Source organism: Fibrobacter sp. UWB3, assembly GCF_002210405.1.
GTDB lineage: Bacteria > Fibrobacterota > Fibrobacteria > Fibrobacterales > Fibrobacteraceae > Fibrobacter.
Genome location: NZ_MWQJ01000001.1, coordinates 535,937 through 551,250 on the forward strand (window position 1 = coordinate 535,937; position 15,314 = coordinate 551,250).

General features: G+C 48.5%; 13 protein-coding genes. 4 read left to right on the forward strand and 9 right to left on the reverse strand.

Features of this window, described 5'->3' with window-relative positions; genetic code table 11:
• Window positions 1-9: 9 nt before the first annotated feature.
• From B7991_RS02200 to B7991_RS02225, 6 genes are all read right to left on the reverse strand, one after another.
• The gene (locus tag B7991_RS02200) at window positions 10-2,928 is read right to left on the reverse strand and encodes an MBG domain-containing protein (RefSeq protein ID WP_088629385.1); all 2,919 of its coding nucleotides are present in this window, start codon (window positions 2,926-2,928) and stop codon (window positions 10-12) included.
• 192 nt (window positions 2,929-3,120) lie between these two features.
• Window positions 3,121-3,567: a 50S ribosomal protein L9 gene (rplI, locus tag B7991_RS02205; protein ID WP_012820326.1), complete on the reverse strand. Its 447-nt coding sequence runs from the start codon at window positions 3,565-3,567 to the stop codon at window positions 3,121-3,123.
• 16 nt (window positions 3,568-3,583) lie between these two features.
• Window positions 3,584-3,835, reverse strand: coding sequence for a 30S ribosomal protein S18 (gene rpsR / locus B7991_RS02210; RefSeq protein WP_012820327.1), 252 nt, complete (start codon window positions 3,833-3,835; stop codon window positions 3,584-3,586).
• The gene (gene rpsF, locus B7991_RS02215) at window positions 3,835-4,206 is read right to left on the reverse strand and encodes a 30S ribosomal protein S6 (protein WP_073423210.1); all 372 of its coding nucleotides are present in this window, start codon (window positions 4,204-4,206) and stop codon (window positions 3,835-3,837) included. The genes rpsR and rpsF overlap by 1 nt, the downstream gene beginning before the upstream one ends.
• Before the next feature lie 123 nt (window positions 4,207-4,329).
• A complete protein-coding gene (locus B7991_RS02220) occupies window positions 4,330-5,487 on the reverse strand; it encodes a hypothetical protein (protein WP_254917809.1) in 1,158 nt (385 codons plus the stop codon).
• 176 nt (window positions 5,488-5,663) lie between these two features.
• On the reverse strand, window positions 5,664-6,659 hold the full coding sequence (locus B7991_RS02225) for a tryptophan--tRNA ligase (RefSeq protein WP_073423212.1): 996 nt from the start codon (window positions 6,657-6,659) through the stop codon (window positions 5,664-5,666).
• A gap of 150 nt (window positions 6,660-6,809) precedes the next feature.
• On the opposite strand from B7991_RS02225, the gene B7991_RS02230 reads away from it, so the two are divergent.
• The 4 genes from B7991_RS02230 to B7991_RS02245 all read left to right on the forward strand — a co-directional run bounded on the left by B7991_RS02230 (window position 6,810) and on the right by B7991_RS02245 (window position 11,723).
• A complete protein-coding gene (locus B7991_RS02230) occupies window positions 6,810-7,946 on the forward strand; it encodes a ribonuclease D (protein ID WP_254917810.1) in 1,137 nt (378 codons plus the stop codon).
• Window positions 7,947-7,969: 23 nt separating this feature from the next.
• Window positions 7,970-8,554: a 5-formyltetrahydrofolate cyclo-ligase gene (locus B7991_RS02235; RefSeq protein WP_088629388.1), complete on the forward strand. Its 585-nt coding sequence runs from the start codon at window positions 7,970-7,972 to the stop codon at window positions 8,552-8,554.
• Between the two features lie 82 nt (window positions 8,555-8,636).
• On the forward strand, window positions 8,637-9,752 hold the full coding sequence (locus B7991_RS02240) for an RNA methyltransferase (protein ID WP_088629389.1): 1,116 nt from the start codon (window positions 8,637-8,639) through the stop codon (window positions 9,750-9,752).
• 174 nt (window positions 9,753-9,926) lie between these two features.
• Complete coding sequence (locus B7991_RS02245; RefSeq protein ID WP_088629390.1) at window positions 9,927-11,723, forward strand: CotH kinase family protein; 1,797 nt, start codon at window positions 9,927-9,929, stop codon at window positions 11,721-11,723.
• 84 nt (window positions 11,724-11,807) lie between these two features.
• On the opposite strand, the gene cysK is transcribed toward B7991_RS02245, so the two are convergent.
• From cysK to B7991_RS02260, 3 genes are all read right to left on the reverse strand, one after another.
• Window positions 11,808-12,728, reverse strand: coding sequence for a cysteine synthase A (gene cysK, locus B7991_RS02250; protein ID WP_088629391.1), 921 nt, complete (start codon window positions 12,726-12,728; stop codon window positions 11,808-11,810).
• Between the two features lie 64 nt (window positions 12,729-12,792).
• Window positions 12,793-14,199, reverse strand: a complete 1,407-nt coding sequence (locus B7991_RS15055) for a hypothetical protein (RefSeq protein ID WP_254917811.1) — start codon at window positions 14,197-14,199, stop codon at window positions 12,793-12,795.
• The gene (locus B7991_RS02260; protein ID WP_088629392.1) at window positions 14,192-15,025 is read right to left on the reverse strand and encodes a TIGR02147 family protein; all 834 of its coding nucleotides are present in this window, start codon (window positions 15,023-15,025) and stop codon (window positions 14,192-14,194) included. The genes B7991_RS15055 and B7991_RS02260 overlap by 8 nt, the downstream gene beginning before the upstream one ends.
• Window positions 15,026-15,314 lie beyond the last annotated feature (289 nt).

Here is a 15,314-nt window from a genome sequence, read left to right on the forward strand (position 1 = left end):
GGTAAAAAGCTACTTGACGCGGATACGTTTCGCAGAAGAGCCAACGCGCACCATGTAAACGCCCGAATTCGAAACCGGAATTTCGAAATTAGAGGCTTCTACAGCACCCATGCGAAGGACATTACCCTGCATATCATAAACCGCATAACGATCGCCCACCTTAGAGCAGCTCACCTGAATGCGGTGGTTCATAGCGGAAACGCCAAAAGCGTTTACACGGCCAGTTTTCGCAATAGAAGTCTTCGGGCCAAACTCGTCAATCACAAGTGCGCCATCGACAGACTTTAAGAAACTGACCTGTTCAAAGTTCGGGGACGCATTGACAAAGTCATCAACGGAAAGGCCCATAGGATAACGTCCCATTTCCGTTGCCGATATAGTGAGTTCACCCTTATAGGCAACAAAATCCTTGGAATAGGAGAAACCTTCCGGCAACTTATCTTCATCGGACATCGGAATCAAGGTCACGTCAAACTTTTTCTCGACCGTAATTTCTTCGCCTGTATACTTGGCATAGACATTTTCACCAAAGATGGCAACCGTAATACGCTTGGGATACGGCTTAATCGTAAAGTGTCCCTGTCTAATCTTCATGAGATAATTCGGATTGTTATTTCCCGAAGAAATCGTTGCAGAGATACGATACGTAGAATCCATACCATCAGAATCCTTAAGCACGTTTTCGCCCTTTTCGCGAGCCACATTAATACCCGGCAACTGATCGCCGTCCAAGAGTCCCGAAATAGTGTACGTAAACTCAGCAGGATCCGGTTCACTATAGATCTTTTCAGCATCGTCGATCGTAATCGTCACAACCTTCTTATTCACCGTCAATGCAGCAGCCTCATAGCTACTTACAACGTAATTATTATTGGACGGGCTCTGCTGATCAAATGTAAGTGTATAATCGCCAGCAGGAAGAATTCCTGTCTTATTGAGAGAGACATGGATATTGTCCAGTTCATCGCCTGCGATAAGACTATCGACAGTCCACTTGAATTCACTCGGAATAGCATCGCCATAAGTAATGGTATCAGCAACAGCCGAGACGACAACCTTCTTCGGCGTAATTTCCAAAACGCCATCTTCGACATCAAATGTCACACTCTTATAATTCTCGGACGTATTCGTAAAGTCAGCCTTAGAAAGGCCCATAAAATACTTGCCGGCGTCCTTACCAGAGATGACGGAATCACCCGAGTAAGTAACATACTTAAGAGAATAAGCTTCATTATTGGTCGTGATTTCATAACCCTTCACAACCTGTTCTTTGCCGTTATACTGTACCTTATTGCTCTTGCCCTTTACAGAAACAACGATAGCATCATCATTCGGAGAAATCGTTAACGAACCACCGTCAGCAATAGTCACAACATAATTCGGGTTCGCCTCTTCGTCTACCGTTACAGAGATTGGATAGATGCCAGCGTTTTCGCCCTTTTCGCGTGCAAGAACCACACCATTAAGTCCGACCTCTACCCCGTCAAACGAAGCAAGTGTTTTTACGGTATAAGTCAATTCCGGATCTTTTTCACCAAACTTTTTCGTGAGGTCCGTAACCGTCAAAGTTACCGGTCTCGGATTGATGGTTAAAGAACCAGGAACAATCGTCAGCTTGTAGTTGGTATTGGAACCTTCAGCAAAAGAGAGGCTAACCTTGTAAGAGCCCACATCTTCGCCCTTGGCACGAGTAATCGACGGGAGCTCGAGTTCTTCGCCTTCCGTCACGAGACCTTCGGTGGTAAACGTAAACTTCGGATCTTTGTCACCATAATTCTTTTCGAACTTGCCTACAGTCGCCGTTGCAGCCTTCTGCGTAACAGTAAGCGTACCGGCCTTTGTCGTCACAGTGTAGTTGGAATTTGAGGAAGCCTTTACGCTAGCCGTAATATCATACTTTCCAACATTTTCCAATCCAGTTGCGGAGCACTTGGCGCAAGAAAGTGTAACATCCTTCAGCTTATCCGTGCCAACAAGACCAGTAGCCTTGTAAGAAAATTCCGGAGTTGCTTCACCGTAGACTTTAGAGAGATTATTCACCGTTAAGGTTACGGCAGCAGGCTGAATAACGAACGTTCCACTTACCACGTAAATGTTATAATCATCGGTGTCCTTGCAATAAGTTTTTTCACAGCCATCCACCTTGTTAGGCTTATCCTTATATACAACACCATCAATGCTTACCCCAATAGAATAACTTCCAACATTTTCACCACTAGCTCTTGTCAATTCAATTTTACCAAGTTTTCCATAATCAGCAGAGGTGATATTACCACGAATATCATACTTGAACGACTTTGGATCGCTTTCGCCATAGACCTTTGCGGTGCTCTCTACAACAATTATGATTTTGGTTTTGGTAATGAGCATAGAACCAAGATCGACAACGAAATCATAATTAGGGAAAAGAGCACTTAAATCTACAGACGGATCTCCAGAAACACTATATATTGCACCAACTTGTTCTTCGCCACTAGCAACAACCAATTTGAATTCTTTATTTAATTTTTCGATAAAATTAGTCAAAGTATCAGCGTTAAGAGTGTTTAACTCACTATCATCACACATTGTCCAAGTAAGATTCGGAGTAGGTCCTCCCAACTCTTTTTCCACATTATCTATAGCTATATGAATGCCTTTAGGGGCTATATCAAATTTTTTTGTAACAACATCACCTGATTTAAGCGTTATGGTTACAGAGCCGGCATCAGTACCGGCATTTATATTTTTACCATAAGTAACTTTGGTAAAGTCAGACTCAAAATATTCATCGTTACCGCATATAACCTTTTTAACGGTTGGCTTCACCTGTTCACCAGTGAACGTCAAATTAGTAGTCGATATGTTGACAGTACAATTATTAGCGGCAACCGCACTCGAAAACGCCGCAGAAACGGCAAGGGCAAGCATAGCAATCTTTTTAATCATAAACCACTCTCTTTTTTAATTAACCATACCCAATTAATCAAACCCATTGAAAAATATATTTTTTTGCTTACGCTTTTTCAACTACACAAACCGTTAAAACGTTGTAAAAAGTCACCACAAAGACTTAATACAACAGAAAAACCGCCCCCGATTGGGAGCGGTCCGTAAGATTTTCAGTGGAACTGAAGAGAATTACTTCTCTGCGACCACCCAAACCTTGACCTGTGCTTCAACGTCGCTGAAGACCTTGACAGTCACGGTGTAGACACCGAGCTGCTTGATCGGTTCAGCAAGGTCGATCTGAGCACGGGAAACCTTGACACCAGCCTTGGTGATTGCTTCAGCGATGTCACCTGCGGTCACAGAACCGTAGAGACGTTCGCCTTCAACAACGCGGCGTTCGAGGTTGACAGAAACCTGTGCGAGCTTTGCAGCCACGTCACCAGCAGCAGCGAGTTCCTTCTGGAACTGAGCTTCAACAGCAGCGCGGTTGTTTTCGATTTCAAGCTTGGCTTCCTTAGTTGCGCGAACAGCGAGCTTACGCGGGAAGAGGTAGTTACGTGCGTAACCATCCTTAACCTTCACGACGTCGAGCATCTTGCCCAAGTGGGGGACGTTAGCCTTAAGAATAATTTCCATAGTCTAGTTCCTCCTATTAGCGCATGCTGTCCGAAACGAACGGGAGAATAGCCATCTGACGGGCACGCTTGATAGCTTCGTTCAGCATACGCTGATACTTAGCGGAAGTGCCAGAAATGCGGCGCGGGATGATCTTGCCACGTTCAGAGATAAAGCGACGAAGAGTCTTTTCGTCCTTGTAGTCAATGAACTTGACGTTGTTCTCGGTGAACCAGCAAGTCTTCTTGCGGCGGATGCGAGTAGCCTGCTTCTTATCTTCAAAAGCCATTATTCAGCCTCCCCTTCTTCTGCGTCAACCGGAACAATTTCTTCGGTGGACTGTGTCTGAGTCTGATCGTAGACGATTTCGCTCATCGGATAATCAGCGAGGGTCATCCAACGGAGAACGTTTTCGTTCAGCTTCAGAGCGGCTTCCATAGCAGCGACCGTTGCAGCTTCTGCCTTGTAGTAGAAGATGACATAGTAGCCGTGCTGGCGCTTGTTGATAGTGTATGCGAGCTTGCGCTTGCCCCAGTCGTCACGGCGGAGAATTTCGCCGTTGCCGCTGGTGATGTTCTTGCCGATGGTCTCGACTTCAGCCTTGATAGCGTCGTCAGAGATCATAGCGTCGATGATCACCATCGTTTCGTATTGTCTCATAATGAGTCCCTTTGGTCTATCGCCCGGAAACCGACATTGGCTCCGGGAGGGTTCCGAATATTTCGGTGCGCCTAATATAGAAAAAAGAGACTTGCGTTGTCAATCCGCAGGGGGTGGTCTAGGCTAAATTCCAAACTGTAAACCGACAAAACCGGCTAAAGCCCACTCCCCGACACCGCGATTAAAGTAGCGCTGGAAGACCATTTCAAACGAAATCCAGGTCGAACGGAGGTTATTGCGAGCCCAAGGCCACACTTCGTGCAAATTGAAAGCGATTCCCGGACTGAACGAGACGAGCTGAGCCCAAGAAAAGTTGAATTCATAGCTAGCGCTGCCGGTGAAACCAAGATACCGCGATACGGCAACACCCATGCCTATTTCAAAGCCAAGCGTAAAGCCATCAAGCGAAAACATCTTTTCGCAGTTATTTTCCGCCTTATCTTTTTCTTCGGACTTATTTTCGGAGGAATCCTCAGAAGATTCTTCATCCAAAGAAGAATCGTCAGCGTTCCTCGCCACCTTGGTCGAATCATCACCATGGTTTCCATGAATACCATCATGCAGTTCCTTACGGAACTCGGAAAGGTCCGTCGTTTCCAGTCCTAACAAAGTAGATGCATAAAAGTCCGCTCCAGAAAACGCTTTGTGGAATCGAACATTCAAGCGATAGCGCTGATACATGAGCATCACATCTTGGTCAAGCGTTCCGCCAAAGAAGCGTACATCAAGCCCTCCAGAAATGTAATCCCTATAGTGGTATTCTAGTTGGCCTTGCCATACCCCTAGGCAGTCGCAATCCTTGGAGGCGTTGAAAAGCCCGGCACCGACACCGACAGAAATGCCGCCGCCCAAAAACGCAGACTGGTGCGGAAGCGGAATGTTGTACACCTCAGGCTTTTCCTGAGGCTTCGCCGATTCGGGCATGACAACATAGACTGTATCGACAACGGTATCGCGAACGACTTCGCTTTTGTTTACGGAGTCTGCGACGGAAGTTGCCGAGATGGCGGGATTTGCAAAATTCATGGAAACGTCAGCCGAGTCTGACTGCACAGCGGAATCCAAAGCCGCAACTTCGAGATTCTCAGGATTTTTCAAAGCTTTGCGAGATGCTGTATTGCGAGACTTTGCATTACTAGAAGTCCTGCTAGAGGCTTTGCTAGATGCCGCGGATTTAGCCGACTTTTGTACAACAACTGCGGACTTCGCTTTTTTCGTCTTAGCGCTAAAACGAACCGCACCGGAGCCTTTGGCTTCGGCATAGACGTTCAAAATCAGCAACAGGACTAAAAAAAGAATTCGCACGACTGTAATTTAATAAAATCAATTGAAAAACGCAAAAGCTCCCGGAGGAAAATCCGAGAGCCTTGTAAAATGTTTTTTAAAGGAGATGCCCGGTTCCTTCGACTTCGCTCAGGACAGGCTCCGCCGGGCATGACAAGCGCCGGAACGGTCTTTTAATAAGTTCCGAGCAAATGACGAACTTTGTCCATCATGACCTTGGCCTTAGCGCGAGCGCGTTCCTTACCATAAGCGAGAATCTTTTCGATTTCGTCGGTATGGTCGAGCAAGTAGAAGTACTTTTCGCGAGCGGCACCGAGATGTTCTTCGAGAACGTTCTGGAGTTCCTGCTTGGCATGTCCCCAGCCCATGCCACCTGCACGGTAGCGTGCTGCGAGAGCTTCGGTCTGTTCCGGCGTTGCAAAGAGTTTGTACAACTTAAACACATTGCAAGTATCCGGATCCTTCGGTTCTTCAATGCCCTGGGAGTTCGTCACGATCTTGCCGAGACGCTTCTTGAGAGCCTTCGGTTCGAGGAAGATGTCAATGTAGTTGTCGTAGGACTTGCTCATCTTGCGACCGTCGAGACCCGGGATGACACCAGTGGATTCCTGGAAAACCGGTTCCGGGACGGTGAACACATCTTCGCCAAAGTGCTTGTTGAACTTGATGGCAATATCACGAGCAAATTCGACGTGCTGCTTCTGGTCCTTGCCCACCGGCACGATGTCTGCACTGAACATAAGGATGTCGGCGTCCATAAGGCACGGGTAGCAGTAAAGACCCATGTTCACATTGGAGTCCACATCAACACCAGCAGCGGTGTTGGCTTCGACCTTAGCCTTGTAAGCGTGGGCGCGGTTCATGAAGCCCTTCGGCGTGAAGCAGCTGAGAGCCCAGCTAAGTTCAAAGATTTCAGGAATATCGCTCTGCTTGTAGAACAGGGATTCTTCCGGGTTAAGGCCGAGAGCGAGCCAGGTTGCTGCGACCTTGTAAATGTTCGCGCGCATTTCGGCGCCGTTCTGCACAGTCGTCAAAGCGTGATAGTCCGCGATGAAATAGACCGTGTCGTAAGTCTTCGTAAGTTCAAGAGCCGGGCGGATTGCGCCCACATAGTTGCCGAGATGGGGAGTACCCGTCGGCTTGATACCGGTAAGTGAAATCTTTCTCATGGCGTGCAATTTAGGAAAATTTCACTGTGCGTTACAGCACACTTGCGCGGGGAAAGTGCTGTGTTGGGGTAAATTCGGGGGAAAAGGAGCGCGCTATCGATTTCTTTTATTACATTTCCTTGTCAAATGATTAAAGACGAGAAATACATATTGGTAGATAGTGAAGAATCGCTCGCAAACTTGCTTGCTGATTTGGATCTCTATGACATGGCCGCTGTCGACACCGAGGCGGATTCCATGTACCATTACACGGCTCGTCTCTGTCTTATCCAGATTACCATTGGCGACCACCATTATATTGTGGACCCGCTTTGTGGGCTGGACCTTGCACCGCTGTTCAAGGCACGTGCAATGCAGACGCTGATTTTCCACGGTGCAGATTACGACCTCAGACTTTTGTGGCAGACTTACGGTTTTTCGCCGAAGAGCATTTTTGACACGATGCTTGCCGCAAAGATTCTGGGCGAACAGCACCTCGGGCTTGCCGATTTGGTCAGGGAATATTTTGGCGACGAGCTCAAGAAAGAAAACCAGAGAGCCGACTGGACGATTCGACCACTTTCGCTGGACATGTGCGAATACGCCATCCACGATACGTTCTACCTTCACGAACTTTGTGCCATTTTAGCAGAAAAGCTGCAACAGGCCGGTCGCATGAACTGGCTCACGGAGCAGTGCAACACACTTATCGAACACGCAAGGACTCCGAACGCCCCGAAAAAAGATCCGTGGCGCATTACGGGTTCCAGCATTTACGGCCCCTGCGCATTAAACATCCTCAAGCACTTGTGGGAATGGCGCGAAAAGCAGGCCGAAGAACTCGACCGTCCGCCTTATAAGGTGATGCAGTCCGAGCTGATGCTTGCGATTGTGAACGCCCAGAATTCGCATTTCCCAGATGTCGATGAAACATACCTGCCCAAGCTCCCGCGCAATTTCAAAGGCGACCGTCTGGAATCGTTTTTGAACATGCTCCGTACGGCTGTGGCCGTCCCGGAATGCGATTGGCCGATGCGCCTCCCGAAAGCTCCACCACCGCCAGTCATTCCGCATTCGGACTTGCTCAACGCGCTTAAGACGTGGCGCGACGAAAAAGCCGAAGAGCTGAAAATTGACGCCGCACTCCTCGCAAACAAGTCGCAGCTAATTTGGCTTGCCGCGCCAGGGAACATCCCATGGGAAAAGCGATACGAAGAAGCGCACTTGATGCACTGGCAGCAGTGCCTATGGAACGAAATTCTACGAGACAAGTTGCCGACGGCAAAACGCATAGGCGACGAAGAATAGAGCCTCAAAATAAAGGTTTTTAAATGGCCGCGTCCATCGTTATTGTAATCTTAGTGTTGCTGATTTTTGGCAGCAGCCCCATCGTTGAGATGATCTTGAAGATGCGTCGCATGAAAAAGGGCGATGACATCATCAAGGAACCGTGGCAAGAAATCCACGACATTCCGGGCTACCACGATGCAAGGAACATCGCGGCTTTTTACCCGCTCAAGGGCGAGCCGAACATCATGCCGATTCTTGAGGAACTCGCCACCGAAGGACGCCTTTTGCTCCCGAAGTGCGAGGGGGACGGCATCATGCTCTTCTACAAGATTGCAAACCTCAAGAAGGACCTGGTCAAGGGGCACTATGGAATCATGGAGCCCCGCGAAGGCATCGAGAAGTTTGAAGGCGACATTCCTGTGTTCCTGGTCCCGGGCGTAAAGTTCAACTGGGATGGGAGCAGACAAGGACACGGCAAGGGATACTACGACAGGTTCCTCGCCAAATACCCTAACGCATTTAAGGCAGGGATTATGACTCCGGCGCAACTTTCCAAGGAACCGCTAGAGCAGAAAGAAACCGATGTGAAAATGCACACGGTGATTGCCTGCCGAGAAAAGTACTAGCGTGGAATTCTAAATTTTTAATGGAGATGCCCGCTCAGCGGCGGGCATGACAATTTAAACCTTTTCATGGAGAATCCAGAAAATGAGTTTCAATAATGACGACAGCCGTCGCGGTTTTGATAACGATCGCAAGCGCCACTTTGGCCGCACAGCACGCCCCACATTCGATGAGGCGAAGTTCAACCGCGAACATCCGGACGAACCCGAACGCACCCCAGAACGCCGCGAATTTTCACAGGAACGCCGTGGTGGCATTGGTAGCCAGGCGCACCTCCGTCGCGACCGCGACAACTTTGCAAACCGCCCGAGCCGTTTCGACAGTGACCGTCCGAGCTTTGGCGACCGCCCGAAGCGCTTTGAAGGCGAGCGCAATTTTGGCGAACGCCGCGAATTTGACAAAAGCCGCGCTAACCAGGAAAACTTCGTGCCTGCAGTCGGTGATGCCGATGCAGCCCCGCAGGTTGCCGTCGGTGGCATTAAGGAAGTTGAAGAACTTTTGAACAAGAACCCGCTCCAGGTCCACCGCGTGCTCTTCATGCACAAGTCCGGCAACCCGAAGCTCTATGAACTCCAGAAGCTCGCCAAGCGCGCCCATGTGCACGTGCAGCAGGTCGATTCCAAGATTCTCGACAGCTACGCCCGCCCGAACCACGGCGTCGTCGCCCTCATGAACGAGAAGGAACTCCTGAACTGGATGGACGTCCGCGAAGAATTCTTCAAAGCCCGTGACACGGGCGAAAAGAAGCTCATCGCCGTTGCCACAAACATCGAAGACCCGCGTAACCTCGGAGCTTGCATCCGTAGTTCACTCGCCTTGGGCGTCGATATTTTGCTCCTCCCCGCAAAGGGCATGTGCGGCATTACCCCGAGCGTCGCCCGCACTTCCGCAGGCGCACTCGAAAAACTCCGCATCTGCCGTCCGGACAACCTTGAAGGCGCCATCGGCGAACTCAAGATGGCCGGCTACCAGATTCTCGGGCTCGACGCCGACACAGAAACAAACCTCGCCGGTTTCGACTTTGCAGACCACGTGGTGCTCGCCGTCGGTGGTGAAGACGTTGGCCTCCCCCCGTTCATCAAGAAGCAGTGCGATGCCGTACTCCGCATCCCGATGAAACCCGAAGCCCATTCATATAATGCATCCGTTGCTCTTTCGCTCGGCCTTTACGAATACGCTCGCTTGCGCATCAAAGCATAATTTGCACAAAACGCGCGAAATTAGCCGTTGTAAAGTTGTAAACGCAAACAACGTGTAAACAGAAATAAACGCACCCTTTCAACAAGGGTGCATTTATTTTTAGAAGAGATGGATAAGGAGTGTGGATACATTATGCTAAAAAAAGCCCTATTATCGTGTTGCTTTGCGGCAGGGATGTCCCTTGCGCAAACGTACGACTTACCGATTGTTTTCGTTGACACCAAAGGCGAATGCCTTGACAAAAATGTCACCGAAAAAATTCCTGCAACAATGCGCGTGCTCGACGGGAAAACAAATTCCGTTGCAGACAGTGCCAAAGGTACGCTTTATGACATTGGCATCAAGGTAAGAGGGCAATCTTCCGCCTTGTTTCCGAAGCCAGGCTATGGCGTAGAAGTCCGTGACGAAAAAGGTGAAGGTCTTGACGTCAGCCTGTTCGGGCTCCCGCCTGCAGACGACTGGGTTTTCCATGGTCCTTATGTAGACAAGAGCATGATGCGAAACGCTCTCGCCCACTGGCTCTTTAGACAAGCAGGCCACTACAGCCCACGCACTAAGCATTTTGACTTGTACATCAACGGCGTTTACCGCGGCGTGTACGTGCTTATTGAAAAAATCAAACGCGGCAAGTATCGCGTGAACGTAAGCAAGCTCAAAGAAACTGACGTTAGCGGCGAAGACGTGACCGGCGGCTACATTTGGGCTTTTGACAAAACGGGCACCAACACCGGTGGCGCAGGCAGTGGCCCCATCGAAAAGGAAGGCTTTAACACTTCTGACGGTTTAAACGTCATTTTGCACTACCCCAAAAAGGAAAACATCCAAAAGCAACAGGAAGATTACCTGAAAAAATACCTGAACGATCTTGAAGGCTTGTTCAAGAACGGCAAGAACGGTCAAGGCTATGAAAACTACGTGGATATGACATCGGCTCTGGACTATGTCTTGCACGAAGAAGTGACGAACAACGCGGACTCCTACTGGTGCAGTTTCTTCTTGCACAAGCCAAAGGACAAAACCGACAAGAACGGAGTCAAGACGGAAGGCAAGGTAACACTTGGCCCGGCTTGGGACTTTAACCTCGCCATGAGTAATGGCAGCCAGCCCGAAAATGGCGGAGGCAATAACGGCGGTGGCATGTGGGGCGGCGGCTTCGGTGGTGGTTTCGGTGGTGGCGGAAACGGCTTCGGAAGTTCCGGCACAAGCGGCTGGCAAATCGAAAACAGCCAAAAGTCAGGCAATGGCGGCATGTGGGGCATGGGTAGCTCCCTCAAGGCCCCAAACTGGCTCCTTGGCATGTGGAAGGACAGTCACTACCAAAGTGAATTGAAGAAACGCTGGGCAGAACTCCGTAGTGGCGTTTGGCACACCAAGACTTTGGATCTCTATCTCGATTCCATGAAGACGTACCTCAAGAACGCAGCTGACAGAAACTTCAAGCGCTGGCCGAACTTGGGCAAATCAAGCGGCCAGAACGATGCGGACCCGCAGCCAATGAAATACTGCAATAGCAGCAGTGGCGGTGGCTTTGGCATGCCTATGGGTGGCTACAACGCAACCACGTGGGATGGAGAATTTGAACATCTCCGCAAGAAGATGAAAGAAAGAATGCAGTGGATGGACGAACAGCTTGGATTCAAGGAACCGGCCTCCCCCATTGCGATGGCTCCTGTAGATCCGTCAATCCATGAACCCGATTGGCAGAACGACGGCAAGGACAAAGATTCCATTCCGATGGGCATCCGCTATGACGATCTCAGCAGACTGTCCCCGACAAACTTCTTCGTGGTCATTGGCAACTACCTCGAAATCCACACGGATATGGGCGGCAAGTTTGCTCTAGTCGATTTGAACGGTGCTGTTTTGTACAAGACCCAGATCAAGGCGGGAACGACCAATATCGAGATTCCGTCCAAGGCTAGAAATAAGCACTGGATAGCAACGCTTAACGGCAAAATGCTTTCTAAATAAACTTTTTAATGAATTCCTCACTTAATAGAAATGCCGGCTCACGGGAGTCGGCATTTTCCTTTTTAATGTCTCGCGCAGTGGCGATTACGTGTTCCAGAGCCAAGTGCTGAGGTAACGTTCGCCAGTATCCGGGAGCACAGCGACAATGCGCTTGCCCTTGAATTCCGGGCGCTTCGCGACCGTAAGCGCACATTCGAGAGCTGCACCCGACGAAATCCCAACGAAAATTCCTTCTTCAGCAGCGGCAGCGCGTGCGGCGTTCCCCGCCTTCTCGGTGCTTGTGAGATACACTTCGTCAATCACCTTCGGATCGTAATTCTTGGGGACAAAGTTTGCTCCAATTCCCTGAATCTTGTGCGGCCCTGCATAACCCTTCGAAATCATCGGAGAATCGTCCGGTTCAATCGCAATTACATAAATGTTCGGATTCTTTTCCTTGAGGAACTTTGCCGTGCCAGAAACGGTTCCGCCCGTGCCTGCAGTCGCGATAAACACGTCCACCTTGCCATCCGTATCGCGCCAAATTTCTGGACCGGTCGTGCGGTAATGCGCTTCAGGATTTGCAGGATTGTCGAACTGCTGCGGAATGAAGCTACCCGGATTAGCGGCTGCGATTTCGTTTGCCTTTGCAATGCAGCCAGCCATGCCCTTAGCACCTTCGGTCAGCACGACTTCGGCACCGAGCGATTTCAACAGCATGCGGCGTTCCATGCTCATGGAATCCGGCATCGTGAGCACCACCTTGTAGCCCTTCACTGCACCTACGTAAGCAAGGCCCACACCCGTGTTACCGCTCGTCGGTTCAATAATGAGCGCACCCGGCTTGAGCTTGCCTTCTTGTTCGGCACGTTCAATCATGTTCAGCGCCACGCGGTCTTTTGCGCTACCGAGCGGGTTGAACATTTCGAGTTTCACATAGACTTCGGCATCGCCCTTGTTGAGCTTGTTGATGCGCACCAGCGGCGTATTGCCAATCGTTTCGAGAATGTTGTTATAAATAGCCATAAAAAAAGTTCTCCGTACTGTACGAAGAACAATCTAGAATTATTTATAGAAAAATTGCAAGTTATCAGTCTACAACGGGCTGCACAAAAGTTGCAAACGCATTCCTGAACAAGTTTTTCTGTTGACCCAAAATTCCGTCAAATGTTATGCCCGAGAAATTCTTGACGGCACACGCAACAGCCACATCAGCCATAAATGCCGGACCATATTCATAGAAGGAACCACTGGTAGCTTCACATTCCGTTCTGAAAGTGTCTATAAGCAGACTTGCATAAGAACCAAGCGTAGCTCGCACCAAATAAAGTATAGAGGATTCAGAAACTTGAAGAGTCGTTACAGAAATATAGCCCTGACCACCATAATATACATCTAGCGGAAGAACCATAGAGCTTTTTACACCTTTTTCTTCGCGATATACATCTATCTCGCTGCGTTCCGAACCATCACCACGGACATAGTATTCTTCCTGTTCGGTTGTAAAAGGATATTCCGCAACATAACTTAAAAAAAGCGTCATGCCATCAATAGCATCAGTCTTTGTCTTTTGAGGATAAGCTCTTGCAAGGCTATCCAAAATTGAACGTTCCGCATCAGACACATTCAAAGCATCAACATTTGGCTTGATGACAAAAGAACGATTAGAATTCGTATCTACACCAATGGCGGAATAAGACGGTAATTCCTGACGCGGATCCACGGGCTTCATCTCCAATTCATTGCACTTTTTCCCTGTTTCTTCCAAGCATTTAATATTGGGATCAACGAAACTACTCGTCGGCTTATCCCCTGTACTGGAACTAGACATATCGCGAGATGTCGAAGACGGAGTTGTAAAACGCCCCGTCGTTGAGCTTGCACCTTTGGAAATAGCGTTGCACACATTCCCCGAGAACTTCGAGAAATCCTTAAAGAGTTCATTGAAATCGACGAACGCTTCTGTAGGTTTAGTCGAGCAAGTACCAGGAACATTATTCGTGCATATTGTCATACCAACGGCTCTATCATCAAAACAATAGGCCGTCACATTGCCATTTTCATCACAGGATTCCGTTTTATTGTTTCCATTGTAAATAAACACCATGGATTCGCACGAAGCGACAAATTCCGCAAGCACGCTATCACAAGAGCTTCCAAAGTTTTTCACTTCTATGGAATTTTCAACAAGTCCATCATTTACCTTGAGTTTTGCCTCAAAAGATTTTCCATCAGCCGTGCAACCCGCTTCAGCGCCGTTTTCTTCGCCATAGACAGAAATATCGGCATTGTCAACATTCAGCACCTCTGTTGCCTTGGTGGAAAAGACAATCTGAGAAGGTCCATTCATCGAATTGCTACTGCCGTTTGCTTTCGACGAACTGCTGTTTTGAGCAACAGCATTATCCTCAATCGCAGCTCCACTGACATTGTTGTCAGTACAGCCCATTAAAGCGAGAACACTCGCCACCATGGTAAATTTAATTACGTTATTCATGAGACTCCTCCTCGACCTTTTTTGTTAAAGGAAACAACTGAAGATTCAGTCGATAAACTTGGTTGATGTTTTCATATTCGGCAGCAATGTTTGCCACCTTGCGTACAAACGCGTCCAACTCCTGCGAAATGCGGGCATAAGCCTCTTCGCAAAGCCCAAGTGTTGCACCCGTGAAATGACGTTCTTCAATCGGGAACTTGTCGATAGCCGTTCTCGCAAGCGATGCCATTTCTTTGTGCATGCCGCGAACCGCAATGGGAAGCGACTCTTTTGTGCCGATGACAGTCTTTTCCGTCTGCACATAAGTATGTTCCGCCTCGCGCTTGAGGAAACCCGTCTGCACGAGGAACGCAAGCGAGTCACGCACCTGTTCTGCCGAAATCACCTGATGGCAAGTTTTCGCCACTTCGAGCGGGCGCTTTCCGGGCATCATCGGAGCGAGTTCGCGAATCGTCGGATTTTTCCACGATTCATAGAATTCAAAAGATTCCGCATCGACAACGCGCACTTGATGCTCGCGAGCAATCTTCTGCATTTCAAGAAGCGCCTCTTTTTTCACAGAGTCCTTCGTTGCATTGCCGAACTTGACCATTTGTGTGAAGTAAGCAAACTCGTGCCCCGCAAGCCCCATCGCATGTGCGACCTGTTCCATCTTGACGAAACTCAAGCTGCTCTTGCCTTCGCAAACAAGCTTTAGGTAAACCGGCGACTTGAACCCCGCCAGCTTGGAAAACTCACGCCACGAAAATGCGCTCGTCCTTTTACGCTCTTCGTAAAAGTCCTGCATGTACAGGCGGTAATCCTTATATTCTGTTATCGGTTTCATAAGCAGTCTTTAGTTATTAGTCAATAGTCATTGGTTATAACATTCGTTCTTACATGTATAAATTTAAGTTTCTAGCGAACTGCACGCAATATTAAAAATGATACAAAATTAAAGAAAATTGCAAATTTTTAATGATTTTTATAAATATTTTTCAATTTTAAAATCTAAAAGATACACAACGTATCATTAAACCCAAACAGCTTACTCCAACTTATTACAAAAATGTGTCACAAAAGTTTCCACACCGCAACAAAATGAGTGTATATTAAAGTAAACCTATCAACGAGGA